At 69.2% G+C, this 25,545-nt stretch carries 29 protein-coding genes; 9 read left to right on the top strand and 20 right to left on the bottom strand.

The window, feature by feature from the left end; genetic code table 11:
• From VFF46_RS06205 to VFF46_RS06185, 5 genes are all read right to left on the bottom strand, one after another.
• The coding region (locus tag VFF46_RS06205) for a hypothetical protein (RefSeq protein WP_325036053.1) at positions 1-486 on the bottom strand (486 nt) is incomplete at its 3' end.
• Entirely contained in the window at positions 477-1,511 is a 1,035-nt protein-coding gene (locus tag VFF46_RS06200; protein WP_325036052.1) for a DUF2332 domain-containing protein, read from the bottom strand. The genes VFF46_RS06200 and VFF46_RS06205, both read right to left, overlap by 10 nt.
• A 9-nt stretch (positions 1,512-1,520) precedes the next feature.
• Positions 1,521-3,776, bottom strand: a complete 2,256-nt coding sequence (locus VFF46_RS06195) for a [protein-PII] uridylyltransferase (protein WP_325036051.1) — start codon at positions 3,774-3,776, stop codon at positions 1,521-1,523.
• A 15-nt stretch (positions 3,777-3,791) separates the two neighbouring features.
• Positions 3,792-4,130, bottom strand: coding sequence for a P-II family nitrogen regulator (locus VFF46_RS06190; protein WP_325036050.1), 339 nt, complete (start codon positions 4,128-4,130; stop codon positions 3,792-3,794).
• Positions 4,127-5,485: an ammonium transporter gene (locus tag VFF46_RS06185; protein WP_325036049.1), complete on the bottom strand. Its 1,359-nt coding sequence runs from the start codon at positions 5,483-5,485 to the stop codon at positions 4,127-4,129. Before VFF46_RS06185 ends, VFF46_RS06190 begins: the two co-directional genes overlap by 4 nt.
• Positions 5,486-5,829: 344 nt before the next feature.
• On the opposite strand from VFF46_RS06185, the gene VFF46_RS06180 reads away from it, so the two are divergent.
• Positions 5,830-6,348 carry a TetR/AcrR family transcriptional regulator gene (locus tag VFF46_RS06180; RefSeq protein WP_325036048.1) on the top strand — a complete coding sequence of 173 codons (519 nt, stop codon included), beginning with the start codon at positions 5,830-5,832 and terminating at the stop codon, positions 6,346-6,348.
• On the opposite strand, the gene VFF46_RS06175 is transcribed toward VFF46_RS06180, so the two are convergent.
• Genes VFF46_RS06175 through VFF46_RS06165 form a run of 3 tightly spaced genes read right to left on the bottom strand, consistent with a single transcriptional unit; the run spans position 6,345 to position 7,959 of the window.
• Positions 6,345-6,533, bottom strand: a complete 189-nt coding sequence (locus tag VFF46_RS06175; protein WP_325036047.1) for a hypothetical protein — start codon at positions 6,531-6,533, stop codon at positions 6,345-6,347. The genes VFF46_RS06180 and VFF46_RS06175 overlap by 4 nt on opposite strands.
• Complete coding sequence (locus VFF46_RS06170) at positions 6,530-6,973, bottom strand: RNA polymerase sigma factor (protein WP_325036046.1); 444 nt, start codon at positions 6,971-6,973, stop codon at positions 6,530-6,532. The genes VFF46_RS06175 and VFF46_RS06170 overlap by 4 nt, the downstream gene beginning before the upstream one ends.
• Before the next feature lie 26 nt (positions 6,974-6,999).
• Entirely contained in the window at positions 7,000-7,959 is a 960-nt protein-coding gene (locus tag VFF46_RS06165) for an NAD(P)/FAD-dependent oxidoreductase (RefSeq protein ID WP_325036045.1), read from the bottom strand.
• Positions 7,960-8,009: 50 nt separating this feature from the next.
• Between VFF46_RS06165 and VFF46_RS06160 the strand changes: the two genes are divergently transcribed.
• The 5 genes from VFF46_RS06160 to VFF46_RS06140 all read left to right on the top strand — a co-directional run bounded on the left by VFF46_RS06160 (position 8,010) and on the right by VFF46_RS06140 (position 11,892).
• Entirely contained in the window at positions 8,010-8,585 is a 576-nt protein-coding gene (locus VFF46_RS06160) for an XRE family transcriptional regulator (protein ID WP_325036044.1), read from the top strand.
• Positions 8,582-9,532 carry an asparaginase gene (locus VFF46_RS06155; protein ID WP_325036043.1) on the top strand — a complete coding sequence of 317 codons (951 nt, stop codon included), beginning with the start codon at positions 8,582-8,584 and terminating at the stop codon, positions 9,530-9,532. Before VFF46_RS06160 ends, VFF46_RS06155 begins: the two co-directional genes overlap by 4 nt.
• 194 nt (positions 9,533-9,726) lie before the next feature.
• Positions 9,727-10,095, top strand: a complete 369-nt coding sequence (locus VFF46_RS06150; RefSeq protein WP_325036054.1) for a group 1 truncated hemoglobin — start codon at positions 9,727-9,729, stop codon at positions 10,093-10,095.
• 7 nt (positions 10,096-10,102) lie between these two features.
• On the top strand, positions 10,103-11,245 hold the full coding sequence (locus VFF46_RS06145; RefSeq protein ID WP_325036042.1) for a globin domain-containing protein: 1,143 nt from the start codon (positions 10,103-10,105) through the stop codon (positions 11,243-11,245).
• Positions 11,242-11,892 carry a DivIVA domain-containing protein gene (locus tag VFF46_RS06140; protein WP_325036041.1) on the top strand — a complete coding sequence of 217 codons (651 nt, stop codon included), beginning with the start codon at positions 11,242-11,244 and terminating at the stop codon, positions 11,890-11,892. Before VFF46_RS06145 ends, VFF46_RS06140 begins: the two co-directional genes overlap by 4 nt.
• On the opposite strand, the gene VFF46_RS06135 is transcribed toward VFF46_RS06140, so the two are convergent.
• The 7 genes from VFF46_RS06135 to VFF46_RS06105 are packed head-to-tail and all read right to left on the bottom strand — an operon-like array spanning position 11,885 to position 20,375.
• Entirely contained in the window at positions 11,885-13,090 is a 1,206-nt protein-coding gene (locus VFF46_RS06135; protein WP_325036040.1) for an RNA polymerase sigma factor, read from the bottom strand. The two genes, VFF46_RS06140 and VFF46_RS06135, sit on opposite strands and share 8 nt — an antisense overlap.
• Positions 13,068-13,475 (bottom strand): YciI family protein, encoded by a 408-nt coding sequence (locus tag VFF46_RS06130; protein WP_325036038.1) that lies wholly within the window; start codon positions 13,473-13,475, stop codon positions 13,068-13,070. The genes VFF46_RS06135 and VFF46_RS06130 overlap by 23 nt, the downstream gene beginning before the upstream one ends.
• Positions 13,476-13,490: 15 nt before the next feature.
• Positions 13,491-14,711 carry a signal recognition particle-docking protein FtsY gene (ftsY, locus tag VFF46_RS06125; RefSeq protein ID WP_325036037.1) on the bottom strand — a complete coding sequence of 407 codons (1,221 nt, stop codon included), beginning with the start codon at positions 14,709-14,711 and terminating at the stop codon, positions 13,491-13,493.
• Positions 14,712-14,754: 43 nt separating this feature from the next.
• Positions 14,755-16,362 (bottom strand): thiol reductant ABC exporter subunit CydC, encoded by a 1,608-nt coding sequence (gene cydC / locus VFF46_RS06120; RefSeq protein ID WP_325036036.1) that lies wholly within the window; start codon positions 16,360-16,362, stop codon positions 14,755-14,757.
• Positions 16,359-17,984 (bottom strand): thiol reductant ABC exporter subunit CydD, encoded by a 1,626-nt coding sequence (cydD, locus tag VFF46_RS06115; RefSeq protein WP_325036035.1) that lies wholly within the window; start codon positions 17,982-17,984, stop codon positions 16,359-16,361. Before cydD ends, cydC begins: the two co-directional genes overlap by 4 nt.
• The gene (gene cydB / locus VFF46_RS06110; protein WP_325036034.1) at positions 17,981-18,961 is read right to left on the bottom strand and encodes a cytochrome d ubiquinol oxidase subunit II; all 981 of its coding nucleotides are present in this window, start codon (positions 18,959-18,961) and stop codon (positions 17,981-17,983) included. The genes cydD and cydB overlap by 4 nt, the downstream gene beginning before the upstream one ends.
• Positions 18,962-18,974: 13 nt before the next feature.
• Positions 18,975-20,375: a cytochrome ubiquinol oxidase subunit I gene (locus VFF46_RS06105; RefSeq protein WP_325036033.1), complete on the bottom strand. Its 1,401-nt coding sequence runs from the start codon at positions 20,373-20,375 to the stop codon at positions 18,975-18,977.
• Positions 20,376-20,457: 82 nt separating this feature from the next.
• Between VFF46_RS06105 and VFF46_RS06100 the strand changes: the two genes are divergently transcribed.
• Entirely contained in the window at positions 20,458-20,841 is a 384-nt protein-coding gene (locus VFF46_RS06100) for a BlaI/MecI/CopY family transcriptional regulator (RefSeq protein ID WP_325036032.1), read from the top strand.
• Positions 20,838-21,743 carry a M56 family metallopeptidase gene (locus VFF46_RS06095; RefSeq protein WP_325036031.1) on the top strand — a complete coding sequence of 302 codons (906 nt, stop codon included), beginning with the start codon at positions 20,838-20,840 and terminating at the stop codon, positions 21,741-21,743. Before VFF46_RS06100 ends, VFF46_RS06095 begins: the two co-directional genes overlap by 4 nt.
• 163 nt (positions 21,744-21,906) lie before the next feature.
• Here the strand turns inward: VFF46_RS06095 and VFF46_RS06090 are convergent, their stop codons facing one another.
• Genes VFF46_RS06090 through VFF46_RS06075 form a run of 4 tightly spaced genes read right to left on the bottom strand, consistent with a single transcriptional unit; the run spans position 21,907 to position 24,823 of the window.
• The gene (locus tag VFF46_RS06090) at positions 21,907-22,998 is read right to left on the bottom strand and encodes a threonine aldolase family protein (protein ID WP_325036030.1); all 1,092 of its coding nucleotides are present in this window, start codon (positions 22,996-22,998) and stop codon (positions 21,907-21,909) included.
• Between the two features lie 14 nt (positions 22,999-23,012).
• On the bottom strand, positions 23,013-23,705 hold the full coding sequence (locus VFF46_RS06085) for a zf-HC2 domain-containing protein (RefSeq protein WP_325036029.1): 693 nt from the start codon (positions 23,703-23,705) through the stop codon (positions 23,013-23,015).
• A complete protein-coding gene (locus VFF46_RS06080) occupies positions 23,698-24,231 on the bottom strand; it encodes a sigma-70 family RNA polymerase sigma factor (protein ID WP_325036028.1) in 534 nt (177 codons plus the stop codon). Before VFF46_RS06080 ends, VFF46_RS06085 begins: the two co-directional genes overlap by 8 nt.
• 55 nt (positions 24,232-24,286) lie before the next feature.
• Entirely contained in the window at positions 24,287-24,823 is a 537-nt protein-coding gene (locus VFF46_RS06075; protein WP_325036027.1) for a hypothetical protein, read from the bottom strand.
• A gap of 75 nt (positions 24,824-24,898) precedes the next feature.
• On the opposite strand from VFF46_RS06075, the gene VFF46_RS06070 reads away from it, so the two are divergent.
• Positions 24,899-25,222 carry a nuclear transport factor 2 family protein gene (locus tag VFF46_RS06070; protein WP_325036026.1) on the top strand — a complete coding sequence of 108 codons (324 nt, stop codon included), beginning with the start codon at positions 24,899-24,901 and terminating at the stop codon, positions 25,220-25,222.
• Here the strand turns inward: VFF46_RS06070 and VFF46_RS06065 are convergent.
• On the bottom strand, positions 25,219-25,545 hold a 327-nt coding region (locus tag VFF46_RS06065), incomplete at its 5' end, for an AAA family ATPase (protein WP_325036025.1). The genes VFF46_RS06070 and VFF46_RS06065 overlap by 4 nt on opposite strands.

Here is a 25,545-nt window from a genome sequence, read left to right as displayed (position 1 = left end):
CAGGATGTCCAGCTCGAACACCGCCCGGACCTGTTCGGCCGTCACCACCGGCGACTCCCCCGGGTGCACCGCGACGGTGGTCGCCTTGACGAGCGCCAGGTACTCCATCGTCGCGTCGGTCTGCAGCCGCAGCACCCGGCGCTGCAGCTCGTCGCGGGACTCGATCAGCTCGACGTACCGGTTCACGCCGCCGGACCGCTCCCGCTGCAGCTCGAGGAGTTCGTCGACGAGCACGCGGGCCTGGCGCAGCTCGTCCTCACGCGCCAACAGCTCCGGTTGAAGGACGGTGGCGGGCGGTACGGCGACGTACCGGTCACCGCGCCGTTCGGCGTGCCCGCGGCCGCACAGGTCGTCCAGCAGCCCTGTTGCCGTCAGAGGATCCACGTCCAGCTCGCCGGCCACGTCTGCGACCGCTGCGTCCGGCACGGTCAGCAGGTAGCGATAGGTCCGGCCGGCCGGACTGGACAGGTAGTCGATCACGTCCACACCAGGTCCTGGCCGTGGGGTGTGGCAGTGCCTAGTGTGCGGGTTTTGCCAGTGGGCCAGGTCTGGAGGTTGATGCGGTACTCGTAGCCGTCGGGCGTGACGACGCGGTGTGGTTCGAGACTCAGGTGGGCCAGTGGTGTGGTGGCCGTGGCTTGGGCGCCTAGTTCGGTCAGGCGGGTCTCGATGGCGGTGCGGTCGGGGCGGCGGAGGTACTGCCACATGATCGAGTGCCAGACGACCGTCACGTGGCCCTCGGAGAGTTCCAGGCCCTGGAGGAACGAGACGGCGTCTTCTGGCCGTACGTCGGCCGGTACGTCGTGCGCGATCGCCAGGGCGCCGCGCAGCCGGGTCAGGCGGTCGGTCATGTCCGGCCAGACGTACGACGTCAACGTGAGCGCACCGTCGTCGGTCAGCGGATCCACGGGGGCTATGTCGCAGCCGACTCGTTCCGCGATCCGCAGGTCGACCGACGGGACCTTGCCCGACCACGCGGGGTCGAACACGACAGGGCTGTCAGCCGGCCCGTACGACGTACCGCCCGCCACGTACCGGTACTGGTCCGCGCGCAGGTTCAGCCCGCCGCTGGCGCCGATCTCGAACAGCCGTACCGGTCGCGGCACCTCCTCCACCAGCCGCAGCAGGCCGCCGTAAAGCGCGGCCGCCCGGCCGACCTCGTTCGTCTGCGGCGGCTGTGTCAACAGCGACCGCACCTCCCCCAGCCGCGACTGTAAGACCTGCTCGAACGCCTCCCACCCGAGCACGGGGTCCCACGTACCGCCCGTACTCGGGTAGAACGCGGCAAGCTCAGGCGCCGTACCGGACAGCACCAGACCGTGTACGGCGGCCAGCAGCCGTAAGCCGACCGCCTCCCCGAAGGACCGGCCGTCGTAGCCCTCCAGCACCCGTACCGACACGCCACCAACCTCGTAGTCGTCGACGAGGAGCCGGAGCAGGTCGGCGTACATCGGAGACCCCAGGTCCTCGCAGGCGGTCGCCTGTCGTTGCAGTGCCTCTACTAGATCCACGTAGCGAGATTAGAAGCTCAACCGATCCAGCACCGACTTGGCGGTCGTCCGCGCGTCTTCAGGTTCAAGCGGGGAGCCATGGCGATCCGTGAGATAGAAAACGTCCACACACTCCGCACCGAGCGTGCTGACGTGTGCAGACCGGATGTCCGCGCCAGTAGCAGCAATAGCCGCTGTGACGTCGTACAGCAGCCCTGGCCGGTCGTGTGCTCGTACTTGAAGCACCGTTGCCGTCTCGGACGCCTCCGCCAACAAGTCGACACGACTGGCAACACGTGCCTGTGCGGAGTCCCGCGCAGCCAACCGCCGTACGACGTCCGCCGAGTCCCGCAGCGCTACCGCCAGGCGGTCCCGCAGACGCACCGGATCGGGAGGCGATCCAGCAACTGTCCACTGTGAGATCCCGAGACCGTCAACGGACGTCACGACAGCAGACCGCACCGCCAGCCGCTCTACGGCCAGCACTGCGGCAACAGTCGACAGTGTGCCGACCTGGTCGGGTACGGCGACGTTGACGCGCAGGTCACCGTGGTGCTCGGTCACCGTGACTCCGAGCCGCCCAACACCCACCACCTGGTGCAGCACCGGCACAGGCACCGGTGGGGTCTCGGTCCACATGCTCTCGCCACCTGCGAGCTCGGTGCGTACCCGACGGCACAGGTCGCCCACCAGCCGCATCCGCCACGGCGACGACGCCGCCGGACCGGCCGCCCGCGCGTCGGCGTACGTCAACGCCTCCAGCAGGTCCAGAGTCTCGGTGCTGCGGGCGATGCCCGCGACCATGTCCACCGTCATCGGGTCGTCCAGGTCGCGCCGGGTGGCCACCTGCGCGAGTATCAGGTGCTGACGGACCAGCAGCGTGATCGTGTCGGCGTCCGTCTCGTTGAAACCGATCCGGCGAGCAACCCGGGCCGCAATGCGCGCACCGGTCACGCTGTGATCGCCGTCCAGCCCCTTGCCGAGGTCGTGCACCAGGGCAGCGACCAGCAACAGGTCAGGCCGCCGTACGTCGCGTACCATCGCCGACGCCTCGACACACGTCTCCAGCAGGTGCCTGTCGACGGTGAACCGGTGGATCGCCGACTGCGGCGGCCGGAACCGTACGGCGTCCCACTCGGGCAACAACCGCGAGATGTACCCGGCCTGGTCCAGCGCCTCCCACACCTCGAGCAGACCGGAACCAGCACCGAGCAGAGCGCACAGCAACCGCCGCGCCTCCCCCGGCCATGGCTCCGGGAAGTCAGCAGCCGACGCAGCGAGCCGCGCACAGACGGCAGGCGAGAGCACCAGCTCTCTGTCGGCAGCTACAGCCGCAGCACGCAGACCGAGCACCGGGTTGCGCTCCGGGCGCGCGTCCGGCATGAGCACGACCTCACCCTCGTGCTGACCCACACCTTCGTCCAGCGCGAGCAGCAACGGCCCGCCGGACCTGTGACGGCGCCGGGACCGCGGCGGCTTCGTCATCAAGCTCTCGACGCGTCGCCACGACACGTCGCACACATGCGCCAGGGTCCGCCCGGTCGCGTACACGTGCCGCAGCAGCTCGTCCCGCCCCGACAACCCGAGCCCTGCCGCCACTTCGCCGGCCAGGTCGGCCACCAGCCGGTCAGTCGCCCGCCCTGCCACCTCATGCAGTACGTCGCGGATCTCCAGCAGGTCACGTCGTGCCCGCTCCACCACGGGGTGCGGTACGTCGATCAGCCAGGACGCCACCAGTGCACGCAGTACGACGGCGTCCCGCAGACCGCCGTACGCCTCCTTCAGGTCCGGCTCTGCGAGGTGCGCGAGCTCTCCGACCGTCGAGGCTCGGTCCCGGCACGCCTGCGCCAGCCCGGGCAGCCGGGACTTCGCCGTACGTCGCCAGTCGGCCATCAGTACCGACCGGAGCTGCAGGGTCAGGTGGGTGTCGCCTGCGACGTGCCGTGCGTCCAGCAGGCCCAGCGCCACCCGGTCGTCAGCTGCGGCGGCCTGCTGCGCCTCGGCCAGGGTGCGGACGCTGTGGTCCAGCTTGGTCCTGGAGTCCCACAGCGGGTACCAGATCTGGGCAGCCAGCTCGTCGATCCGCGGGTACCCCTCGGCGTGCACGAGCATCACGTCGAGATCGCTGTACGGCGACAACTCCTCGCGCCCGTAGCCGCCCACCGCGACCAGCGCGACGCCCTCGGCAGGTACACCGAGGGCGTCACAGGCCTTCGCGAGCAGCAGTCGCAGCAGCTCGTCGGCCTCTTCGGCCCGAACCCGCCGCTGCTCTGCCCGGTCCACCATCTACGCAGCCACCATCTACAGTGCGTCTCCGTCCAGTTCACCCGTGCGGACCCGGACGATCGTCTCGACCGGGGTGACCCACACCTTGCCGTCACCGATCTTGCCGGTCTGCGCGGCCTTCACGATCACGTCCACCACGTCGGCGCCGTCACCGTCCTCGACGACCACCTCGAGTCGCACCTTCGGCACCAGGTCCACCTCGTACTCGGCGCCACGATAGACCTCGGTGTGGCCCTTCTGCCGCCCGTACCCGCTCGCCTCGGTGACCGTCATCCCGGTGACGCCGAACGTCTCCAGCGCGGCCCGCACGTCCTCGAGCTTGTGCGGCTTCACCACGGCGGTGATCAGCTTCATGCGTTCGCCTCTTCTTTCTCGGAGGTGCCGGTGGCGTCATTGTCCTTCGCGGCCGGTGCCGGTGCGGCGACGGGGCGGGCCGACAGCGCGCCGCGCAGCCCGGCGGCGCCCAGGTAGTCGTACGCCGTCTCCGCGTGCTCGACCTGGTCGACACCGGTGACCTCGTCGTCCTCCGTGAGCCGGAACCCGATGGTCTTGTCGATCACCTTGCCGAGAATGAACGCGACCCCGAACGAGTAGACCCCGACGACCAGGTTGGCCAGCGCCTGCCGGCCGAGCTGGGACACGCCGCCGCCGTAGAACAGGCCGCTGACCGCGGACGGCGCCGCCGCCGAGCCGAGCAGGCCGATCGCCAGCGAGCCGAACAGACCGCCGACCAGGTGGACGCCGACCACGTCGAGCGAGTCGTCGAAGCCGAGCTTGTACTTCAGCGACACCGCGAACGCGCAGATCGCACCGGCCAGCAGGCCGAGGATGATCGCGCCGATCGGGGTGACCGCGCCACAGGACGGGGTGATCGCGACCAGACCGGCGACCGCACCGGACGCCAGGCCCAGTGTGGTGGCCTTGCCGTGGGTGAGGCGCTCCACGATCAGCCAGCCGATCACCGCGGCGGCCGTGGCCACCTGGGTGTTCACGAACGTCACAGAAGCAGTAGTGCCCGCGGACAGCGCCGAGCCGGCGTTGAACCCGAACCAGCCGAACCACAGCAGCCCGGCACCCAGCAGCACCAGCGGCAGACTGTGCGGCCGCATCGGGTCCTTCTTCCAGCCGATCCGCTTACCGAGCACGATCGCCAGCGCCAGCGCCGCCGCACCGGCGTTCACGTGCACCGCCGTACCGCCGGCGAAGTCGACTGCCTTCAGCTTGTCACCGATCCAGCCGCCGTTGCCCTTGTCCAGGAACCACACCGAGTGCGCGACCGGGAAATACACCAGGCAGGTCCAGCCGACCACGAACGCGATCCAGCCGCGGAACGTGGCCCGGTCGGCGATCGCGCCGGAGATCAGCGCCGGGGTGATGATCGCGAACATCATCTGGAAGGCGACGAAAGCGAGCGTGGGCGTCGTCCCGCTCACCGCCTTCGGATCGAGCAGGCCCTTCAGGCCGACCTCCGAGAAGTTCCCGATCACGTGCCCGGTGTCACCCGCGAACGTCAGCGAGTAGCCGACCACCACCCAGAGGATGGTGACGACGGCGATGGTGGCGAAGCTCATCATCATCATGTTGAGCACGCTCTTCACGCGCACCATGCCGCCGTAGAAGAAAGCCAGGCCCGGGGTCATCAGCATCACCAGGGCGGCACTGGCCAGCACCCAGGCGGTATCGCCGGCGTTGATCTCCATCAACGTCATCCCTTCGATCGAACGGGGTGGCCGGCGTCCTCAGTCCGGGAGGTCTCCACAACGCCGGGGAGCCCGCCGCTCGGCCACACCGGACACGGTGCCGAGGCGCGGTTTCAGCCGATCGGTCGGTTTGTTTCAGGCATGTGACAAAGCGGGCTCCCAGGTGACATCGAGGTGACGTCGCCCACTACGGAGCGGAGTGTGGCACTCTGGCCTGGACCACACGGGCCGCAGCCGCGCCACTGCACCCGTCCGACCTGGGGAACCACGTGATGGAGCCGAGCCAAGGGGTCCGGTCGCGTCGCGGCAGGCCACGCGATCCGGAAGCGGAACCGAGGATCCGCCGGTACGCCGTGCAGCTGCTGCTGGAGCGCGGATTCGACGGAATGACGGTGGACGACGTCGCCGAGGCCGCGGGGGTCGGCAAGGCGACGATCTACCGGCGGTGGGCCAGCAAGGAGCTGCTCGCCAACGACGCCATGTCCGACCTGTTCGACCTGGAGATCCCGGACGCGGACACCGGTTCGATCGGCGGTGACCTGCGCCAGGTCTACCGGGTCGCGCTGGCGTTCGCGAACAGCGAGCGCGGCCGGGCGATGATCCGGCTCGCGGTCTCCGAGGCGAACCGGGACGAGCGGTCCGCGGCGGTGTACCGCGGGGTGCTCGAGCGCCGGATCGAGCTGACCGCGCAGGCACTGGAGCGGGCCAGGGCCCGCGGCGAGCGGATCAAGAGCTCCGCGGATCCGGTGCTGATGGTGGAGTGGCTGGCCGGGGTGTTCGTGGTCCGCGCGCTGACCGGCCAGCCGATGCCACCGCCGGAGGAGGCGGACCGGCTGGCCGAGCTGACGTTGCGGACGATCATGGAGCCTTAACCGGCCTCGATCAGGACCGACAGGACGATCAGCACCACCAGCACCAGCAGGACTCCGAGCAGGACGGTACGGCGCTGACGACGCCGTGCCGCCAGTCCGGCGGCCCAGGCCGCGTCCGCCAGGTCAGGCTCCGGCAGCAGGTCCCCTGCCTGGACCAGCAGCGGTGGTACGTCCTCGCGCCTCATGTGGCATCCCGCCAGTTGCCCGCGCCGAGCGCAGTACGGAAGCGGCCGAGTGCGGTCACGCCGTGCGTGTGTACGGCGGGGTGCGACATCCCGAGCAGGTCGGCGATCTCGAACTCGGTCAGCTCCTCCAGATGCAGCAGGACGAACACCGTGCGCTGTGCAGGTGTCAGCTCGGCCAGGGCACGCTTGACCGGGTCCTCGTCGCCCTGGAACGGCTTGTCGCGGTTCCAGGGCCGTAGAGCGGGCTGGTAGAGCAAGCGCTGGACGAAGACGTCCGGGTCGTCCACCCTGGTCCAGCGCGTCGACAGCCGCGCGAAGGCGCGCAGCAGTACCTGCTCAGCTCGTTGCAGGTCGCCGTACACCAGGTACGTCGTACGCAGCCATCTGCCCTGTCGTGCATCGACGAACGAGGCGAAATCCGGGTCGACCGTGTCGCGCATCCGCCCTCCCGGACCTATTCAACTCCTCAACTACTGCGGGCGGCTACTGCCTGACGGGTGTCTTCGTTGATGAGGTCGAAGTTGATGCCACCGGCGGCCATCAGCCCGGCTGCCGCGGACGACATCACCTGGGCCATCGGGCTGCTCACGTTGCCGGCTGCGAAGACGCCTGGCACCTGTGTAGCGCCCCTGGCGTCGACCTGGACCGCAGTACCGACCTCAACGCCGTTGGCCTCCACCATGGTCGTTTCCAGTCCCAGGTCGGCCAAGAACCCGGCCCTGGCGCGAACGGTTGTTTGAATCGCGAGCGCCTGCCGCGGGATCACCCTGCCGCCCTCCAGTCGTACGCCGGTGATCTTGCCGTCTGCCACCTCCACCTGCTCGACTTTGCCTTGTACTACGGCGATTCCACGAGCAGCCAGCTCTTCCCACTGCTCCTCGGTCGGGTCCGGCGCAGTGTGCAGGAACAGCGTCACGTCGTCACTCAGCTGCCGGAACAGCTGCACCTGGTGGATCGCCATCGAGCTGGTCGCCAGCACGCCGATCGCCTGGTCCCGTACCTCCCAGCCGTGGCAGTACGGGCAGTGCACCACGTCCTTCCCCCAGCGCTCAGCCAGCCCAGGTACGTCCGGCAGCACGTCAGCGAGCCCTGTCGTCACCAGCAACCGCCTGCCCTGGTACGACGTACCGTCAGCGAGCTCCACCACGAACCCGTCGTCCGTGCGCCGCGCCGTCGTCACCGTGCCGTCAGCGAACTCACCGCCGTACCCCTGTACCTCCTGACGGCCGATCGCGTAGATCTCCGCAGGCGGTACGCCGTCCCGCGTGAGGTAGTTGTGGACACCGTCGGCGACCGCGTTGCGCGGCGTACCGTCGTCGATCACCAGGACCGACCGGCGGAACCGGGTCAGTGCCAGCGCACCGCCCAACCCGGCCGCACCGCCGCCGATCACGATCACGTCGTACTTCTGTGTTCTCGAGGTCATGGTCCGAGGATGCGTGGTGATTTTCATTTTCGACAAGTACAGTTGCCGGTATGGCAAACGACGACGACGTCCTGGAGTCGGTCGGCCCCCGGCTGCGGGCACTGCGGACCGAACGCGGCACCACCCTGGCACAGCTGTCCGAGGCAACCGGGATCTCGGTCAGCACCCTGTCCCGGCTGGAGTCCGGCCAGCGCAAACCGACCCTGGAGCTACTGCTGCCATTGGCGCGGGCACACCAGGTCCAGCTGGACGAACTGGTGGACGCACCGCCGACCGGCGACCCCCGGATCTACGCCAAACCGATCAAGCGGCACGGCAGCATCCACATTCCCTTGAGCCGCCGGCCTGGCGGGTTGCAGGCGTTCAAGCAGATCCTCCCTGAGGGCTACCCGGGCAACGACGTCGAACAGAAGACCCACGAGGGCTACGACTGGTTCTACGTACTGTCCGGACGCATCCGCTTGAAGCTCGGCGACCAGGACTTCATCGTCAAGGAGGGCGAGGCGGTCGAGTTCGACTGCCGGGTCCCGCACTGGTTCTCCAACCCAGGCCCCGGACCGACGGAAGTGCTAGGCCTGTTCGGCCCCCAGGGCGAACGCATGCACGTCAGGGCCCGCACCCGGTGACCGTCGCGTTGTTCACACTGGGCGGGACGATCTCGATGGCCGGCAGCCGTCGCCTGACCGGTGCGGACCTCACAGCCGCGATGCCAGGTCTCTCCGACCTCGGGCACGAGGTGGCGATCCAGGACGTCGAGAAGATCCCCAGCGCCAACCTGACCGCCGCAAAACTGCTAGAGGTCGTCAACGCTGCCTCCAACGCCATTGCGGCCGGTGCGACTGGCGCTGTGATCACGCAGGGCACCGACACGCTCGAGGAGAGCGCCTTCCTGGCCGACCTGGTCTGGCCGCACCAGGAGCCGCTCGTGTTCACCGGTGCGATGCGAAACCCAACACTGGCCGGCCCTGACGGCCCCGCGAACCTACTGGCCGCCCTGCGGGTCGCCTGCTCCCCCGCGGCGCGCGATCTGGGCGCGCTGGTCGTCTTCAACGAGGAGATCCACGCGGCACGCTGGGTCCGCAAGACGCACAGCACGAGTACTGCGACCTTCAAGTCGCCGAACACCGGCCCGCTCGGCCATGTCGTCGAGGACCGGGTCCGCGTACTCACACGCCCACAGCGGCTGGACAGCCTCCAGGGCGGCGCTGACCTCAACAGCATCCGGGTGGCGCTCTACACGGTCACCATGGACGACGACGGTCTACTGCTGCAGGGCCTGGCCGACACCCACCAGGGCCTCGTCGTCGCCGGATACGGCGTCGGCCACGTACCGGCCGCGCTCGCTCCCGTGCTCGGAGAGCTCGCGGCCCGGATCCCCGTCGTACTGACGTCGCGGACCGGCGCCGGATCGGTGGTGCGGAACACGTACCACTCGCCCGGCGCGGAAACCGATCTGTTGCGGCGCGGCCTGGTCGACGCCGGGTTCCTCGACCCGTACAAGGCGCGGATCCTACTTCGGTTGCTGCTGGCAACAAACTCCGGAATCGCCGCCGGGTTTGAAAAGTACGTTTGATTATTGCCGTTGGCAACGTTCTTCCCGACTCTGTTCCTACCCGCCCGGACGGGCCTCAAACCAGGTGGCACGATCATCGGACGAAATACGGGAATTACCGGTCTTGCGCTTGACCACGACACCCACGAGTGCTCGGATCGTCACCGCTCGGGGACCGAATTTCGAGGTTGGGAGATGGTTGCGCCGTGGTCGAGATGACACCGGACGGCACGGATTACGACGCGGTCGGCGGGGGCCCGGCGATCGCATCGGTGGTGGAGCTCTTCTACCGGAACGTCCTCGCGGACCCGCAGCTCAGCGGCTACTTCACGAACAGCGACCTCAGCCGGCTCAAGCGGCACCAGGTGCAGCTGGTCTCGCAGGTGATGGGCGGCCCGGTGACGTACGAGGGCCAGGCGCTGGCCGACGCGCACCAGGGCCGCGGGATCACCGGCGGCGACTTCGGCCGGGTGGTGGTGCACCTGGTCGGGGCGCTGGAGGCGCACGAGGTGCCGGACGACATCATCGGCCGGGTGGTGAAGGCGCTGGGCGCGACCCAGGGCGACATCGTCAGCGCCAACTGACGCCGGGATGGACCCGGCCGCACTCAAGAACAGCTGGGCCCTGGTCGCCAAAGCCGGCGACGAGGTCCCGTTGTTCTTCTACTCCCACCTGTTCCTGTCGCACCCCGAGGTCCGGGAGATGTTCCCGGTCTCGATGGCCGCGCAGCGCGACAAGCTGGTCGGTGCCCTCGGCGCCGTGGTCAGCAACGCCTCACAGCTCGACGAGGTGGTGCCGTTCCTGCAGCAGCTCGGTCGCGACCACCGGCGCTTCGGGGCCGTCGCCGACCACTACTCGGCGGTCGGCGCGTCCCTGCTCGCCACCCTGCAGCACTTCCTGGGTGCTGCCTGGACGCCCGATCTGGCGGCCGACTGGGCCGCGGCCTACGGACTGGTCTCCAGCGTGATGGTCCAGGCCGCCGAGGAGTCCGCGGAGGACGACGCGCCCGCGTGGTGGACCGGCGAGGTGCTCGGCGTGGACCGCCGCACGATGGACGTCACGGTCGTGCAGATCCACCCGGAGCAGCCGCTGGACTACCTGCCCGGCCAGTCGGTGGCGATGGAGATCCCGTACCGGCCGCGGCGCTGGCGCTACTACACGCCGGCGAACGCCCCACGGCCGGACGGCTCGATCGAGCTGCACATCGGGCTGGTCCCGGGCGGGCAGGTCAGCGGTCCGGCGGTGCGGTCGCTGAAGCGCGGTGACGCGGTCCGGCTCGGTGCGCCGGTCGGCGACTCGCTCAAGCTACCGGCCGACACGGGCCGCGACGTGGTGATGATCGCGGGCGGTACCGGGCTGGCGCCGTTCCGGGCGATGCTCGAGCACCTCGACCGGCAGGCCGCCGACCGGCCGGTACCGCGCGTACACCTGTTCCACGGCGCCCGGATGCCGTGGAACCTGTACGAGCACCGACAGCTGACCAGCCTCACCCAGAGGCCTTGGTTCAGCTACACCCCAGTGGTGTCGGACGACACGTCGTACCCCGGTCAGCGTGGCCAGGTGGGCGCGGTCGCCGCCGCCCAGGGGCCGTGGGCCGGCCGCACCGCCCTGGTGTGCGGTTCGCCCTCGATGGTCCGGCACACGGTCGCGGAGCTCACCGCGGCCGGGATGCCGGCCGACGCCATCCACACCGAATCCTTGGGGACCACCACCTCGGCAGGGAGTCAGCAGTGACGCGCCAAGACCCGTTCGGCCGCAAGCCCGCGCAATCGCCGTACTCGATCCGGAACCAGCTGTTCAGCATCCGCCGGAAGGGTTACGACACCACGGAGGTGTCGGCGTACCTGGCCGACCTGTCGGAGCAGGTCGAGTACGCCGACGCCGACCGGGCTGAGCTGCGGGCCGAGGTGGAGCGGCTGCGGCAGAGCACCACCGACACCGAGCAGCGGGCGCACATCACCGCGCACGCGGTCGGGTTGCTCAGCCAGGCGCAGCAGATCGCCGACAACCTGGTGGCCGAGGCAGAGCAGTACGCCAAGGACCTGGTGGAGAACGCCCGATCGCAGCAGCGTGAGGCGTTGAAGCAGGCGCACGACTCGGTGGAGTCCGCCGTGAAGCACATCCCGGTCGCTGATGCCCCAGTGGCCGAGTTGGAGTACGTGCGGACGTTCACCCGGGTCGCTCACGTGCAGCTGCGGTCGGTGCTCGACGCACTGGCCGAGCAGGTGGAGCGGCTGGGCAAGCTGCCGGACACGCCGGTTCAGCAGGAGCAGCAGGCACCAGCCGGAGAGGTGTTGTGGTGGAACGACCTGTCTGCTGCCGCGGACGACGCCATCCTGGACACCAGGTCCCCGGTCGGCGGTCACCGGCGTACTAGCTGAGCGTTTCTGCCTTGGCCAGCAGGTAGTCGCGTTCCGGCACGCTCGTCGTACCACGGGCCGCCGCTCGGAAGTGCCGGGCGGCGGTCTCGTGGTCGCCGCGCATCTCGTACAGGTGCCCGCGGGTGGCGTCCAGGCGGTAGTGGCCGGCCAGCTCGCCGTCCAGGGGTTCGAGGAGCTTCAGGCCGGCGTCAGGGCCGTCCACCATGGCCGCGGCGATCGCCCGGTTGAGCTTCACCATCGGGTTGCCGGACAGATTCTCCAGCAGCCCGTACAGCGCGAGGATCTGCGGCCAGTCGGTATCCTCGGCGCGGTCCACCTCGTCGTGCAGCGCGGCGATGGCCGCCTGCAACTGGTACTCCCCCAACGGTGGGGTGTCGAACGCCTCCACCGCCAGCGCGACGCCCTCGGTGATGTACGCGTGGTCCCACAGCGACCGGTCCTGCTCGGCGAGCGGGATGAGCTTCCCGCCCGTACCGGTTCGTGCTGCGCGCCGGGCGTCCGTCAGCAGCATCAGAGCGAGCAGCCCGGTGACCTGTCCGTCGTCTGGGAGCTGTGCGCGTACGGCGCGGGTCAGGCGGATCGCCTCGCTCGAGAGGTCGCTGCGGTGCAGCTCTGGCCCGCTGGTGCTCGTGTAGCCCTCGTTGAACATCAGGTAGAGGACATGCAGCACGTTACGCAGCCTGTCCGCGTCGGCGTCCAGCTCGAAGCTGGCGCCCTTCAGCTTCTGTTTGGCGCGGCTGATCCGTTGCGCCATCGTCGCTTCCGGTACGAGGTACGCCGTCGCGATCTCGGCCGTGGTCAGTCCGCCGACGGCTCGGAGCGTCAGCGCGATCGCCGACGCCGGTGTGAGCGTGGGGTGGCAGCACAGGAACAGCAGCCGGAGCGTGTCGTCGTACTCCTCGACCTCTCCCAGCGGCACTTCGCGCAGTGCAGCACGCTCTTCACGGCGCCGCCGGGCCTGCTGCTGGCGTACCTCGTCGATGAAGCGCCGTGAGGCCGTCTGGATCAGCCAGGCCTTCGGGTTGTCCGGCCGGCCGTCCCGCGGCCAAGTGGTCGCAGCCGCGACCAGGGCCTCCTGTACGGCGTCCTCGGCCGCAGCGAAGTCGCCGGACCAGCGCACGACCGCGCCGAGCACCTGCGGTGTCAGCTCACGCAGCAGGTCCTCAAAGCCCTGCTCAGAAGTCTTCGAGGTCGCCATCCGCGTCCATCAGCCGACGGACCTCGATCGGCTGCTCCAGCGGTACGCCGCCCGGCCCCGGAGCGCTGGACTGCTCCGCGGCGATCTCCAGCGCGCGCTCCTCCGACGCCACGTCGATCAGCGTGTAGCCGGCCAGGACCTCCTTGGACTCGGCGTACGGGCCGTCGGTCAGGACAGGCGCGCTCACACCGCTCGCGCGGACCACCTTGGCGTGCTTGGGCCAGGTCAGCGCGTTCACCTCGACCAGCTCGCCGCTCTGCCGCAACCGCTCCACGTGGTCGCCCAGGTACTTCATGTGCGCGTCCATGTCGGCCTGGTCCCACTCCAGCATCGGAGTGTCGCAGTTCCCGCCGTCCATGTTCATCAGCAGCATGAACTTGGTCATCCCGATCCCCTTCGCTCAGTCCAGCAGCGCGTCGACGAACTGCTCCGGGTCGAACGGCGCCAGGTCGTCCGCACCTTCGCCCAGGCCGACCAGCTTCACCGGTACGCCGAGCTCGCGCTGGACGGCGATCACGATGCCGCCCTTCGCCGTACCGTCCAGCTTGGTGAGCACCAGGCCGGTGACGTTGATGACCTCCGCGAACACCCGCGCCTGGGTCAGCCCGTTCTGGCCGGTGGTGGCGTCGATCACCAGCAGCACCTCGTCGACCTCAGCCGACTTCTCGATCACCCGCTTCACCTTGCCGAGCTCGTCCATCAGCCCGGTCTTGGTGTGCAGGCGGCCGGCGGTGTCGACCAGGACGACGTCGGCCTCCTCCGCGATGCCCTCCTTGACCGAGTCGAACGCGATGCTGGCCGGGTCACCGCCCTCCGGGCCGCGGACGGTCCGGACGCCCACACGCTCGCCCCAGGTCTGCAGCTGGTCGGCCGCGGCCGCGCGGAACGTGTCCGCGGCGCCGAGCACCACGTGCTTGTCCTCGGCGACCAGGACGCGGGCCAGCTTGCCGACCGTGGTCGTCTTGCCGGTGCCGTTCACGCCGACCACCAGCACGACCGCCGGCTGGGCCTCCTTGCGGGTCACGTTCAGCGTCCGGTCGAGCTTGGGGTCGACCAGCGCGATCAGCTCCTCGCGGAGGATCTGCCGGGCCTGGGCGGCGCCGGCACCCTCGACGCGCATCCGCGTCCGCAGCTTCTCGACCAGCTCCTGCGTCGGCGCCACACCGACGTCGGCGGTGATCAGCGTGGTCTCGATGTCCTCCCACGCCTCCTCGTCGAGCTTGTCCCGGGACAGCAGCGCGAGCAGGCCCTTGCCGAGCGAGCCCTGCGAGCGGGCCAGCCGGGCCCGGAGCCGGACCAGCCGGCCCTGCGCGGACTCGGGCTTCTCGACCGTCGCCGTGCCGCCGGTCGCACTGTCCGGGAGCTCGGTGTCCGGGAGATCGGTGTCCTCGAGCGTGCGGGTCGCGGTGTCGCGCGGCTCCTCGGCGTCGTCACCGACCTGCGGTTCGGCGGTGGTCTCCGGCGCCTCGACGGCCGGCTTGGTGGCCGACGGCAACTCCCCGCGGCGCCGCCGGGCGACGACCAGACCGGTGGTACCGACGACCAGAACGACCGCGATCACGACCACGATCGTGATCAGGGCCTGATCGGTGAGCAGCGATACGAGCTGTGGGGTCAACACGGTTCCCCATCTTGACAGACAGGGGGCCCGCCGCCCGCATTCGTCACGTCAGGCAAACCAGTTGTCGCGGTACGTGAGGAGGTACCAGCTCGGGGCGATGGGTGAGCAGGACCACGGTCCGGTCGCCTGCCGCCGCGTAGAGGTCGTGCAGGAGGGCCCTGCCGGTCTCCTCGTCCAGGTGCTCGGTGGGCTCGTCCAGGACGAGTACGTCGCGGTCGGCGAGCAGGAGGCGGGCGAAGGCGAGCCGTTGGCGCTCACCACCGGACAGGCGGGCGCCGTGCTCGCCGACCATGGTGTCGAGGCCGTCCGGCAGGTTCTCGACGAAGACACCGAGGCGGGCGCGGTAGAGCGCCTTCCACAGCTGCAGGTCGCTCACGCCGGGCTTCGCGAGCAGCAGGTTCTCCCGGATGCTGGTGTCGAAGACGTGGCTCTCCTGGGTCAGCAGGCCGACAACGGTGCGTACTTGGTCGCCTTCGAGCCTGGACAGGTCTACGCCGTCCAGGAGGACCTCTCCGCCGCGTGGATCGAGGAAGCGGAGCAGGACGGCTGCAAGGGTGCTCTTGCCCGATCCGCTCGGTCCTGTGATCACCACACGGCTCCCGGCGGGCATGTCCAGGCTGAGGCCGTCCAGTACGTCGGTGTCGTCGTACCCGACTCGTAGGAGGTTCACCTGGAGGTCTCGGCCGGGTGGGAGCGGGAGGGGGTCGGAGGGGTCGGTGACTGGTTGTGGGGTGTCCATGAGCTCTTGGACCCTGGCGAGGGACGCTCGGACGCGGATGGCCAGTTGGGCGGCCGCCGGGATGCCGCCCAGTACGTCGGCCAGGGCGAGTGGGGTGAGGACCAGTACGGCGAAGACCGCGCCGGTGATGTTCGCCGTACTGCCGAGAACCAGGGCGGCGATGCTGGCACCGCCGACGCACAGGACGAGCAGGGCGCTCCCTAGGCCAGTGCTCCAGGCGGACCGACGCTCGGCGGCTGCCAGGCGGGCGTCGCGGCGGGAGAAGTCGTTCAGAACGGTGTCTACGGCGTTATAGGCGAGTACGTCGGCCGCGGTGAGCAGGGTCTCGGTGGTGGTGGCTGCTACGTCACCGCGGGCGCCGGCGATGCTGCGCTCGGCGTGCTCGGCTGTGCGGGCGGTGAGCCACGGTACGACGGTGCAGGCGACAAGAACCGCCAGAGCGACGGCTGCACCCGCTGCTGGAAGCAACAGGGCGAGGAGAGCGACCGTTGCCGTAGCTGTCACCGCTGCAACCGCCACGGGCAGCAGCACCCGCAGCCACAGGTCCAGCACCGCATCCACGTCCAGCACCAGCCGCGCCAGCAGGTCCCCCTTCCGCTGACTGTTCAACGGCGCGAGCCCCGCCAACCGCCCGGTCACCCGAGCCCGGGTCTCCCCCAGCACCCGGTACGCCGCGTCGTGCCCCACGAGCCGCTCGACGTACCGGAAGACCCCACGCCCGACCCCGAACGCCCGTACGGCCACGATCGGCACCATCAACAGCAGCACAGGCGGCTGAGCGGAAGCAGCCGTGATCAACCAGGCAGAAGTCGCCAGCAAAGCCACCGCAGAACCGGCCGCAGCAACCCCAAGCACAAGCGCCAGCGCCAACCGCCACCCGACGCCGCGCTGCGGGCGTACCAAGTCCTTCATGCGTGCACCAGCTCTCGGGTTTCTACGGTGACGGTGCGGTCGGCCGCTGCTATCAGGGCTGGGCGGTGGGCTACCAAGAGGATCGTGCGGCCGGTGGTGCGGAGGGCTGTGATGACCTCTGCTTCGGTTTCGGGGTCCAGGCCGGCTGTGGGTTCGTCCAGGAGGAGGACGGGGGCTTCCGTGAGGAGCGCTCGGGCCAGGGCTACTCGGCGTTGCTGGCCGCCGGAGAGTTGGCGGCCTTGTTCGCCTACGGGCTTGTCCAGGGGGAGGTCGGCTGCGCCTGCGGTGGTCAGAGCGGCCCGGACCTCGGCATCGGTCGCGGCGGGGCGGGAGAGGCGGACGTTGTCGGCGACGGTACCCAGCCGGAGGCCGGGGGTCTGCGGGACCCAGGCGAACTGGCGGCGCCACTCGGACGGCTCGAACTCGTCGGCCGCGCTGCCACCGGCCACGACCACCCCCCGGTCAGGTACGACGAACCCGAGCAGGACGGCCAGTACGGTCGACTTCCCGGCACCGCTCGGACCGGTCAGCGCGACCACCTCCCCCGGCCGCAGCTCCAGGTCGAACCCGTCGAGCGCCGGCGTCTCCCTCCCCGGGTACGTCACGGTCACGTCGTACAGCTGCAGCGGCGTCACCCGCAGATCCGGTACGTCGGTACGCTCCCCGCGCTCCGGCAGCGGTGTCTCCAGCACCCGGAACACCTCCTCACTCGCGGCCACCCCGTCGGCGCTCGCGTGGAACTGCATGCCGACCTGCCGCAGCGGGAGGTACGCCTCCGGGGCCAGGATCAGCACCATCAACGCGGTCTCCAGCCCGAGCTTCCCGTCCACCAGCCGGAGTCCAACGCCAACAGCGACCAACGCCACCGACAGGCTCGCCAGCAGCTCCAGCGCGAACGACGACAAGAACGCCACGCGCAGACTCCCCATCGAAGCAGCCCGGTGCTGATCGGTAACCCGGCGTACAGCCGACTCCTGCGCCTTCGCCCGGCCGAACAGCTTCAACGTGGTCAGTCCACCGACAACATCGGCGAAGTGATGCGCCAGCACCGCCAGCGCGTGCTGCCGCCGCCTGCTCCGTGCCTGGGTCACCCAGCCGATCAACGCCATGAAGATCGGGATCAACGGCAACGTGATCAGCACGGTCCCCGCAGCGATCAGATCGCCCGTAGCCATCCACCCGATCACCCCAGCCGGCACAGTTGACGCCAGCACGAGCTGCGGCAGGTACCGGGCGAAGTACGGATCCAGATCGTCCAGGCCCTTCGTCAGCAGCGTTGTGAGCGCGCTGCTGCGCTCACCGCTCAACCACACCGGCCCTAGCTTCAACGAATGCTCCAGCACCTGGCGGCGCAGCGTCGACTTCACCGCAGCCGCAGCACGTTGCGCAACGACCTCCTGCACCCACACCAGCAACGCCCGCCCGGCTACGACAGCAGCCAGCCCCCACGCGACCACACCGACCCCGCTGCCCCGCAGTACGACGCCTGCGATGCCATGCGCCAGCAGCACCGCCTGCACGATGATCAGCACGCCACTGAGCACACCGATCAGCACTGACGCCGCCAGGAACACCCGTGCGCCACGTGCGCGCTTGAGCAACCGCGGGTCGAGCGGTTTCATGCGGCCACGACCCGCTTGCGGAACACCCAGTACGTCCAGCCCTGGTACAGCAGGACCAGCGGCAGGAAGATCGCCGTGATGATCGTCATCGCCTTGAGCGTGTAGGGCGCGGAGGCGGCGTCGGCAACGGTGAGGGAGGTGCCTGGCAGCGTCGACGGCATCACGTCCGGGAACAGCGCGACGAACAGCGACACCACGGCCAGCCCGATCGCCAGCGTCGTACCGACGAAGGCCCAGCCCTCGCGGCGCAGCACGTTCGCGACCAGACCGCCGGCGAAGGCGACGATCGCGGCGACCGTGATCACGACCGACGCGGTGCCACCGCGCAACGCCTGCGCCCAGACCAGGAAGGCGATCGCGAGCACCGCACCGGCCACCCCGACCCGGGTCGCGAGCCGGTTCGCACGCACCCGCAGGTCGTCGGTGGTCCGCAGCGCCAGGAAGATCGCGCCGTGCGTGACGAACACCGCCACGAAGGTCAGCCCGCCGAGCAGGGCGAACGGGTTCAGCAGCGTCCCGAAGCTCCCGACGTACTCGAACCTGGCATCCAGCGGCACCCCGCGCACGATGTTGCCGAAAGCAACACCCCAGAGCAGCGCCGGCAGCACCGAGCCGACCACGATCATGACGTCCATCCGGGACCGCCAGACCGGATCGTCGCGCTTGCCGCGGTACTCCAGCGCGACGCCGCGCACGATCAGGCCGACCAGGATGAAGAACAGCGGCAGGTAGAACCCGCTGAACAGGGTTGCGTACCACTCCGGGAAGGCGGCGAACGTCGCCGCGCCGGCCATGATCAGCCACACCTCATTGCCGTCCCAGACCGGCCCGATGGTCTCGATCGCGGTCCGCCGTTCGGTCTCGTTCCGGCCGAGCACGCGGTACAGCATGCCGACCCCGAAGTCGAACCCCTCGAGTACGAAGTACCCGGTCCAGAGCATCGCGATCGCGATGAACCACACAGTTGTCAGTTCCATCTCGAGCAGCCCCTCAGTACGCGAACGACAGTGGTTTGTCGGGCTGATCCGACTCGGCCGGCGGAGCGTCGGTCCCGGCCAGGCCGCCCCGGATCGTGCGCAACATCAGCTTGGTCTCGACCACCGCGAGCGCGCCGTACAGCAGGGTGAACCCGACCAGTGACGTGATCACCTCGCCGCCCGTCGTTCCCGGCGAGACACCCGATGCCGTCGGCAACAACCCGAACACCAGCCAGGGTTGCCGTCCGGTCTCGGTGAACACCCAGCCGAAGGTGTTCGCGATCAGCGGCAGCAGTGGCAGCGGCGCGGTCACCCAGATCAGCCAGTGGGCCGGCGCCCGGCCGCGGCGGGTGGTCCACAGCAGCCAGAGCGCGATCGCCGCGGACAGCATCCCGACCCCGATCATCAGCCGGAAGGTCCAGTACGCCAGCGGGATGTTCGGCTTGTACGACCCCGGGCCGTAGAGTTGTTCGTACGCGTCCTGCAGCGAATTGACGCCCTTCACCTCGCCGCCGAAGTGCCCGGTGGCCAGGAACGACAGCAGGTACGGCACCTTGATCGAGAAGATCTCCTTCGACCCGTCCAGCGTGCCGACCGTGAACACCGAGAACGACGCCGGCTTCTCGGTCTCGTACAGCGCCTCGGCGGCCGCCATCTTCATCGGCTGCACCTCGGTCATCACCTTGCCCTGCAGGTCACCGCTGATCGCGACGCCGACGCTCGCCACCAGTACGACGGACGCGCCGATCTTCAGGGCGCTCCGGAACACGTCCTTGTCGACGCCCGGCCGCCGGAGCAGGTGCCACAGCGCGACCCCGGCGACGAACGCCCCGCCGACCATGAAGGCGGCGAAGATCGTGTGCGGATAGGTGACCAGCACGACCTTGTTGGTCAGCACCGCCCACAGATCCGTCAGCTCGGCCCGCCCCCGTGCAGCGTTGTAGCGGAAGCCGACCGGGTGCTGCATCCAGGAGTTGGCGGCGAGAATGAAGTACGCCGAGAGCTGGGTCCCGAGCACGACCATCCAGATGCAACCGAGGTGCACCAGGCGCGGGAGCCGGTCCCAGCCGAAGATCCAGAGGCCGATGAACGTCGACTCGAGGAAGAATGCGAGCAGGCCCTCGAGCGCCAGCGGGGCGCCGAACACGTCCCCGACGAACCGCGAGTAGTCGCTCCAGTTCATCCCGAACTGGAACTCCTGGACCAGGCCGGTGACCACACCCATCGCGATGTTGATCAGGAACAGCTTCCCGTAGAACTTGGTCAGCCGGAGGTACTTCTCCTTCCCGGTCCGGTACCAGGCGGTCTGCAGGCCGGCGGTGATCGCGACCAGCGATATCGTCACCGGGACGAAGAAGAAGTGGTACACGGTGGTGATCGCGAACTGCCACCGCGCCAGATCCAGGGTGTCCATCGGAAGGCCTCCCCAGCCATCTACGACGTGTCGTAGTAGATGCTAGCGCAGATCTACTACGACTTGTAGTTATACTTGCCACGTGGCGAGTGAGGACAAGGGACCACGCCCCCTCGGGGACCTGGAACGCCTGGTGATGGAGCAGCTCTGGGCGGCTTCGGCGGCACTGACCGTGCGTGAGGTGCACGAGCAGCTGTCCCGGACCCGTGAGCTTGCCTACACCACCGTGATGACCGTTCTGGACCGGCTGGCGAAGAAGAAGCTGACCGAGCGCGAGCGCGACGGCAAGGCCTGGCGCTACCGCGCGGCCGCGCCACGCGAAGAGCTGGCCGCCGACCTCATGCGGGACGCCTTGGACCGTGCTGGTGACCGCCGGGAGGCCCTGGTCCGGTTTGTCGGTCAGGTCTCCGACGAAGAGGCCGCGCTGCTGCGTGATGCCCTGGCCAGGTTGGACAGCCAGGGGTGACCACACCGGTCCTGCTGGCCGTCCTGGCTCTGGTACTCACCGGCCCGGCTCCAGCACTACTGGCTCGTTCCGAGTGGCCGTACCGGGTCCCTCGTGCCGCGGTCATCCTCTGGCAGGCGATCGCGCTGGCCGCCGTACTGGCTGCACTCGGCGCGGGTATAGCGCTGTCTTACTGGATTGCAGGGCGGCCGGGGCATCCTCGGTTCGACCCCTCGGCGCCGCGGGACCTCCTGGCCGCGCTGATCCTCGCCATGGTGGCACTGGTCGTCGTACGGCTGCTGTGGGCGATCGGCCGGGTAGCCGTCGGTACGCGGGCCAGGCGCAAGCGGCACCGCGACCTGGTCGACGTACTGGCCACACCGGACGGGCTGATCCCAGGACTGCGCGTGCTGGCCGAGAAGACACCACTGGCGTACTGTCTGCCCGCACTGCGTGGTGCGCGGGTTGTCGTGTCTGTCGGCGCACTGGACCGGCTGGACGACAGCGAGCTCAAGGCGGTACTGGCGCACGAACAGGCGCACCTGCGCGCGCGCCACGACCTCGTCCTCGAAGAGTTCACCGCACTGCACCACGCGTTCCCCCGTTGGGTACGGAGTGACGTAGCGCTGGAGCAGGCGCGCACACTGGTCGAGCTGCTCGCGGACGACGACGCCCGCCGCCGCAACGGCCCACGCCCGCTGGCCCGCGCACTGGTAGCCCTGGCCGGAGCACCAGCGCCCGACGCGGCTCTGGCGGCAGCCAAGTCCGCGACCGTACTGCGCGTGCAGCGGCTGGCCGGTCCGCCGGCGAACGAACGCGGGCTGTCCGCGATCACCTACGCCGGCGCGGTCGCGCTACTCGTGCTGCCGACGATCACCATCGCGGCCCCGATCGTCAACGCGATCGTGGACGCGCTCAGCTAGCCGAAACGCTTCCCCTCACCTCGCGCCACGGCCAGCAGCACGAGCCCCGACAGAACCAGCAACACAACCATGGTGACGACGAATGTCAGCACTTCTCTCCCCGGTTCCCCACACCCCACACCCAACACCCAACACCCAACACCCAACACAGTGCCTGACGTTGCTAGCGCGTCAGAAGTTCCCCGAACGCCTTGGCGATTTCGTCGACCTGCCAGTCCAGCGTCATCGGCGTCATCACCAGCTCGATCCACGACCACCCCGGTACTCCGGCCGACTCCCACGGACCGCACAACGCCTCGCGCGTCCGCTCCATCCGCGCGACGGCGGCGTGCTCCATCGACTCGGCGGCCCGCGGCGCGTAGACCCGGAACGAGTTGCTGTGCGGCGGCTCCGGAAACACCCGGAAACCCTCGCTCTGCAAGGCCATCGCGACCTCGACGGCCCGCTGGTGCAGGTCGTCCATCAGTGGGAGTACCGTGCGCAGGCCGTGGCGCGCGGACACGGCGTACGGGAACAACGAGTACAGGTTGCCGCCGAGACGGCGCTGCCAGCGGCGTACCTCGGCGATCACGTCCTCCGGGCCGGCGAGTGCTGCTCCACTGATGCCGCCGAGGATCTTGTAGAACGACACGTACACAGTCGACGCCAGCGCGCTGACCTCGGCCAGGCTGTGCCCCAGGTACGGCGTGCTCTCCCAGAGGCGGGCGCCGTCGAGATGCAGCGGTACGCCGCGCTCGGCGCAGGCCTCGGAGAACATCACCAGCTCGTCCCACGTCGGCAGAACGAACCCGCCGTCGCGCAGCGGTAGCTCCAGTGTCACGGCGGCCAGCTCGCCGGGGATCGCCGCCAGTTCGTCCGGGCGCGGCTGACGCAGGTCCGACGTCATCCGCTCGATGCGCAGGTGGTGGACCTCTTCCAGCGCGTTCAGCTCGTGCAGCAGCAGGTGGGCCAGTCCGTGTACGGCCACCCGGCTACTGCCGGCGCGGTCGGCGTACACACGCAGTACGGCCTGCTGGGCCAAGATGCCTGTCGGGAGGAACACGGCGGCCGGTTTGCCGAGCAGCTCGGCCACCTCCTGCTCCAGCGCCGCTACCTCACCACCGTTGCCGTAGACATCGACTTGGTCGTCGGTGACCACCTCCGCGAGCTGCCGCAGTCGCTCCGCTGCCGGCAACCGCCGGTTCGACAGCCAGCGCTCACAGTTGTCCGCCGCGTTCTTCCGGCGCTCTCGCAGGTCCTCGGAGGTAGTAGCCACAGCTCCATCTTCTCCTACAGCGTGGCGGTGACTACATGCTGTCCTTGGACGGTCCGGATCTCCACGGTGTGCACCTGGTCGAGTGGGACGAGTACGCCGCCGCCGAACGTACTGCCGTTCTTGGCAGCCTTCTCCGACACCAGCCAGCTGCCCGCGACCCAGCTGTAGCCGGCCTTGTCCGTAACGACCATCTCGCACTGGTCACCGGCCTTCAGACCGCTCACATGCACCTGCACCCAACTCCAGCCCGTCCGCGGCTCTACGGTCGTAGCCATCCGGGCGCCGGTGTTGGTGTCCACTGTGGTGACCTGCCTGGACCCTGCCACCGTCTGGTCGCTGCTAGGCGTGCTGGACCGTCCTATCGCCACGCCGCCGCCCAGCGCGCCCGCAACGACTACAGCCGCTGCTGCGATCAGCAGCCACGGCGAGCGCCGCTTGACCGGTGTGGGTGCCGGTAGCTCAACAGGCGGCATCGCGCGGGCCTCACGCAGAGTCCGCTGCAGCATGAGCTCGCCGTTCTCCGGTGGGCCGTCCAGGAACGCCTCCGGCGGCACCTCTCCCAGGAGGTTCTTCAGCTCGGTCAGCTCCGCCAGCTCGTCCTGGCACTCGGCACAGGTGGCCAGGTGCGCCTCGACCTCGGCAGCCTCGGCCGGCTCCAGCGCACCGAGGGCGTAGGCGCCCAGCTGGGTACGGTCGTGCTCACTCATGGGACACCTCCGTGGTCTTCTCTGCCAGCACCGCGCGCAGAGCTCGGAGGGCGTAGTACGAACGCGACTTGATCGTGCCGGGCGGCACGCCCAGCTCCTTCGCAGCTTCTGCCACGGACCGGCCGCGGTAGTACAGCTGCACCAGTACCTCACGGTGCTCCGGGGACACCTTGTCCAGCGCCTCCATCACCACCATGGTGTTGACGACGTTCTCGGAGTGATCTCCCTCCACCGGCGGGCGGTCCTCCACGTCCGCGACCTCCACCGGGCGTGCGGCCCGCGCCCGCGCCCGGTCGGTGACCAGGTTCCGCGCCACGGTCAACAGCCAGCCCCGCACCGAGCCCTTGCCCGCGTTCAGGTCGTCCGCGTGCTTCCACGCCCGCAGCAGTGTCTCCTGTACGACGTCCTCGGCCGCGGCCCGGTCTCCGGTGAGACGGGTCGCGTACGCGAGCAGGCTGCGCCCGTGCTCGGCGTACAGCGCCCGGATCAGGGCCTCGGCATCACGCCGCCCTGGGGTGTCACCCACCGACCGCACGATACCGGCATCGGCGGGTACCGACACCAGCACAGCACGGGTCCGATCAGTAACCGTTGCCATTACCCGAGCCACCCGAGTGGGCGGTGATCTTCTTACCGTCCGCGCCGATGACCCACCAGATGCCGCCGAAGGCCTGGCCCTTGGCCTGACCGGCCTGGGCGTCCTGCGCGTACAGGTACAGCGGCATACCGTTGATGGCCAGCTGTTTGCTGCCGTCCGACCGGGTGATCGTGCCGACCAGCGAAGCGGCGATGCCGGTCAGCTGGGGAGCCCCGGATCCGGACGGCACCGCCGGCCACAGGGCCAGACAGCCGCCTTCACAGTTGGACTTGCCTTTGCTGTCCTTGTCGAACACGTACACCGTCCGCCCGTTGCCGTCGACAACGATCTTCCCGAGGGAGCCGACGGTCGCGGTACCGAGCTTCGCCGCACCGCCGGCCGGACTAGACGCCGCACTCGACGCCGGAGCCGACGCCGGCGCCGAACTGGACCCCGAGCCGTACCCGCTCCCGCCACCACAAGCAGTCAAGCCCGCGACACCGAGCGCCACCACACCCGTCACACCGGCGAAACGCTTCATGAGAGCCTCCTCGATCGAGCACCATCACCCCGCACACGTGCGAAACACCCGATCGGTTCAACTATGGTCGAAAGCATGAGCCAGGAGATCCCAGCACCGGTCCAGCGCGCCCTCGACGCGATCGACGCCCTCGACAACGACGCGTTCGTCGCCGCCTTCGCCCCCGACGGCTACGTGAACGACTGGGGCCGCGAGTTCCACGGCCCCGACCAGATCCGCTCCTGGAGCAGCAGCGAACTGATCGGGAAACAGGCCACCTTCACCGGCACCGAGGTCAGCACCCCCGGCAACCCGCTGACCGTCCGTACCCAGGTAGGCGGCCAGGGGTTCAACGGCCCGTCCCACTTCACCTTCGCCGTCCAGGGCGACCACCTCGCCTCGATGACGATCACCGCCTAGACGGGCTCGGGTTCGCGGATTCGTTGGGAGATTACGGCGGAGACGCCGTCGCCGCGCATCGTGACGCCGTACAGGGCGTCGGCTACCTCCATGGTGCGCTTCTGGTGGGTGATGACCAGGAGCTGGCTGTTCTCGCGGAGTTCTTCGTAGATCTCCAGGAGGCGGCCGAGGTTGGTGTCGTCGAGGGCGGCTTCCACCTCGTCGAGGATGTAGAACGGGGACGGGCGGGCCTTGAACAGGGCGACCAGGAAGGCGACCGCGACCAGTGAGCGCTCGCCGCCGGAGAGCAGCGAGAGGCGCTTGACCTTCTTGCCGGGTGGGCG

Origin of the sequence: Kribbella sp. (genome assembly GCF_035655035.1) — a bacterium.
Taxonomy (GTDB): Bacteria; Actinomycetota; Actinomycetes; order Propionibacteriales; family Kribbellaceae; genus Kribbella.
This window is presented reverse-complemented; position numbering and strand designations above follow the sequence as displayed.

Coding starts and splice junctions, on each gene's coding strand:
- VFF46_RS06195 (WP_325036051.1), bottom strand. CDS start 3,776: ATGGTGGACCGGGCAGAGCAGCGGCGGGTTCGGGCCGAAGAGGCCGAC.
- VFF46_RS06190 (WP_325036050.1), bottom strand. CDS start 4,130: ATGAAGCTGATCACCGCCGTGGTGAAGCCGCACAAGCTCGAGGACGTG.
- VFF46_RS06185 (WP_325036049.1), bottom strand. CDS start 5,485: ATGACGTTGATGGAGATCAACGCCGGCGATACCGCCTGGGTGCTGGCC.
- VFF46_RS06175 (WP_325036047.1), bottom strand. CDS start 6,533: ATGAGGCGCGAGGACGTACCACCGCTGCTGGTCCAGGCAGGGGACCTG.
- VFF46_RS06170 (WP_325036046.1), bottom strand. CDS start 6,973: ATGCGCGACACGGTCGACCCGGATTTCGCCTCGTTCGTCGATGCACGA.
- VFF46_RS06165 (WP_325036045.1), bottom strand. CDS start 7,959: ATGACCTCGAGAACACAGAAGTACGACGTGATCGTGATCGGCGGCGGT.
- VFF46_RS06160 (WP_325036044.1), top strand. CDS start 8,010: ATGGCAAACGACGACGACGTCCTGGAGTCGGTCGGCCCCCGGCTGCGG.
- VFF46_RS06150 (WP_325036054.1), top strand. CDS start 9,727: ATGACACCGGACGGCACGGATTACGACGCGGTCGGCGGGGGCCCGGCG.
- VFF46_RS06145 (WP_325036042.1), top strand. CDS start 10,103: ATGGACCCGGCCGCACTCAAGAACAGCTGGGCCCTGGTCGCCAAAGCC.
- VFF46_RS06135 (WP_325036040.1), bottom strand. CDS start 13,090: ATGGCGACCTCGAAGACTTCTGAGCAGGGCTTTGAGGACCTGCTGCGT.
- VFF46_RS06130 (WP_325036038.1), bottom strand. CDS start 13,475: ATGACCAAGTTCATGCTGCTGATGAACATGGACGGCGGGAACTGCGAC.
- cydC (WP_325036036.1), bottom strand. CDS start 16,362: ATGAAGGACTTGGTACGCCCGCAGCGCGGCGTCGGGTGGCGGTTGGCG.
- cydD (WP_325036035.1), bottom strand. CDS start 17,984: ATGAAACCGCTCGACCCGCGGTTGCTCAAGCGCGCACGTGGCGCACGG.
- cydB (WP_325036034.1), bottom strand. CDS start 18,961: ATGGAACTGACAACTGTGTGGTTCATCGCGATCGCGATGCTCTGGACC.
- VFF46_RS06105 (WP_325036033.1), bottom strand. CDS start 20,375: ATGGACACCCTGGATCTGGCGCGGTGGCAGTTCGCGATCACCACCGTG.
- VFF46_RS06085 (WP_325036029.1), bottom strand. CDS start 23,705: ATGAGTGAGCACGACCGTACCCAGCTGGGCGCCTACGCCCTCGGTGCG.
- VFF46_RS06075 (WP_325036027.1), bottom strand. CDS start 24,823: ATGAAGCGTTTCGCCGGTGTGACGGGTGTGGTGGCGCTCGGTGTCGCG.
- VFF46_RS06070 (WP_325036026.1), top strand. CDS start 24,899: ATGAGCCAGGAGATCCCAGCACCGGTCCAGCGCGCCCTCGACGCGATC.